Source organism: Bacillus pfraonensis (assembly GCF_050768835.1).
Lineage (GTDB): Bacteria > Bacillota > Bacilli > Bacillales > Bacillaceae_G > Bacillus_A > Bacillus_A pfraonensis.
The window spans coordinates 1-2008 of record NZ_JAHCDO010000083.1 but is presented as its reverse complement, the minus strand read 5'-3'; the positions used below and the strand labels follow the sequence as shown (position 1 = coordinate 2008).

Annotated in this window: 2 protein-coding genes and 1 rRNA gene; all 3 read left to right on the top strand. The window is 34.9% G+C overall.

Annotated elements, in window-relative coordinates:
• Positions 1 to 28 precede the first annotated feature (28 nt).
• The 3 genes from rrf (at position 29) to KFD70_RS28975 (ending at position 1769) form a co-directional block, all read left to right on the top strand.
• A 5S ribosomal RNA gene (rrf, locus tag KFD70_RS28985) occupies positions 29 to 144 on the top strand.
• A 162-nt stretch (positions 145 to 306) separates the two neighbouring features.
• On the top strand, positions 307 to 1230 hold the full coding sequence (locus KFD70_RS28980) for a DMT family transporter (RefSeq protein ID WP_336454658.1): 924 nt from the start codon (positions 307 to 309) through the stop codon (positions 1228 to 1230).
• 368 nt (positions 1231 to 1598) lie between these two features.
• A complete protein-coding gene (locus tag KFD70_RS28975; RefSeq protein WP_336454657.1) occupies positions 1599 to 1769 on the top strand; it encodes a hypothetical protein in 171 nt (56 codons plus the stop codon).
• The last annotated feature ends 239 nt before the right edge of the window (positions 1770 to 2008 follow it).

The following is a 2008-nucleotide window of genomic DNA, read 5'->3' as shown; positions in this document are numbered from 1 at the left end:
CTAGTTTTGAAGGAATATGCCTTCATAGTTTGGTGATGATGGCAGAGAGGTCACACCCGTTCCCATACCGAACACGGAAGTTAAGCTCTCTAGCGCCGATGGTAGTTGGGACCTTGTCCCTGTGAGAGTAGGACGTCGCCAAGCAAGCTTAAGACGAGTCAGAATGACTCGTCTTTTTTGTGTATTTACATAAGTGTTTTAAAGAATAAAAAAAGAGTCTCTGTTTGTTTTACTCTAAGAGTACATAGTAAGATGGGGATATATGTAAATATGGAAAAGGGGGAGATAAACATTAAAGGAATATGTATGCTGTTAGCGGCAATTATATTATGGGGGATAGCAATTGCTCCAACAAAGTGGGCGCTTGAGTCAATTCAACCATTTACATTACTATTTCTTCGCCTTTGTTTTGCTGGGGGGATAAGTGCGATATTCTCTTTTCATGGATTGCGGGAAAGTATTACAAATAGGGCCGTGCCATGGAAGAGAATGAGTTTATTATCTTTTACCGGTGTAGCTGGCTATTTTATGTTCACATCGTATGGCATTTCATTAACAAGTGGTTTGCACGTTAGTATTATTGATGCTGCATTGCCGTTAGTTACGATTGTTTTTTCTGCAATTTTGTTAAGAGAAAGAATCCACTTAAACTATTGGATCGGAATTGTATTAGGCTTTATTGGTGTCATATGTATTACAATCCCATCCAGTCACGATACTCAAAGTGCTTCTCTAGTAGGGGACACACTTATTTTATGTAGTACCTTTTTATTTGCTTACTATACAATATTACTCAAACGACCAAAACAAGAAAAGAAGTTATCGAATGAAGTGTTTACTACATTAACATTGTTAATTGGAGCGGTTATTTTATTACCTTTTGCTGCTATAGAAGCTTTTTACTACGGTTTACCGCAACTACATACATGGAAGGCTGGACTTAGTTTTATGTACCTTGTTATTGGTGCAACGATTCTTGCCTATTGGCTTTGGAATAAGGCGCTAGAAAAGGTGTCGGCATCAGTAAGTGGGCTGTATTTAAATGCTTTACCACTCATAAGTATTACTGCTTCGGTTATTCTATTAAATGAATCTTTAACATGGAAGATTTTAATAGGTGGTTGCCTAGTTTTACTTGGAGTGGTCTGGGCAGATAAAGATAAATTACGTGTTCTAATGAAATCTGTAGATCGAAAGATGAAAGAAGATAGAAAGTGTAAAACACTTTAATATAGGAATGTAAAAAGAGGGTGTGTGATTCATTGAGTATGAAACCCTCTTTTTAGTTGATTTATAGGGAGATACAGTGAGATTAGAGAATAAAACATAATATTGTATTCATAGCGGCGAATACAAGGGTGGTACTCTAAAGTTGTGTGGAATAAATCGATTTTATTCCACGCGTACTCATCAATATTCACTAAAATACTCCTCCTATTCAAATACCTTTAGGAAACATATTTTCAATAAGTCTAAGTGTACTTACGCAATCTAAATGGAACGATTGCTAATTATCTCATACTCCAATTACCCTGTATAACAATTAAATAGTATGAATTATATGGAGTTAATAACGATGAATAATTAAGTTGTCTATGATGATGTTAACAAATGGGAAACGTAAACCTACTGTCTTTAAAGCATACTATCATTGTACAGTAGAAGAAGGAATGATAAAGAACAAGGCAATTGGTACTTTTATAGTAGAAAGTGAAAAGCTAATTGTTACTGATCGATATTATCAGATGGATGAAGAAAACCTCCATTGATTAAAGTTTCACTTTATGGGAATCTATATAGCGACTGGCGAATAAAAAACTTTAAATTTATTTAATAAAAACCATTGACTATTATTATATAGAGGTGTAATATTATACGAGTCGCTGATAGCAACAAGCAAAACGCGACAAACGAAATAAAAAACTTAGTTGACATTGAAAGATGAAAATGTTAACATAAGGGAGTCGTAAATGAGCGACAAACGAGTTCTTTGAAAACTGGACGAAAC

Bases quoted from the DNA above. Each gene is read 5' to 3' on its own strand.
- KFD70_RS28980 (WP_336454658.1), top strand. From the start codon at position 307: ATGCTGTTAGCGGCAATTATATTATGGGGGATAGCAATTGCTCCAACA.
- KFD70_RS28975 (WP_336454657.1), top strand. From the start codon at position 1,599: ATGATGTTAACAAATGGGAAACGTAAACCTACTGTCTTTAAAGCATAC.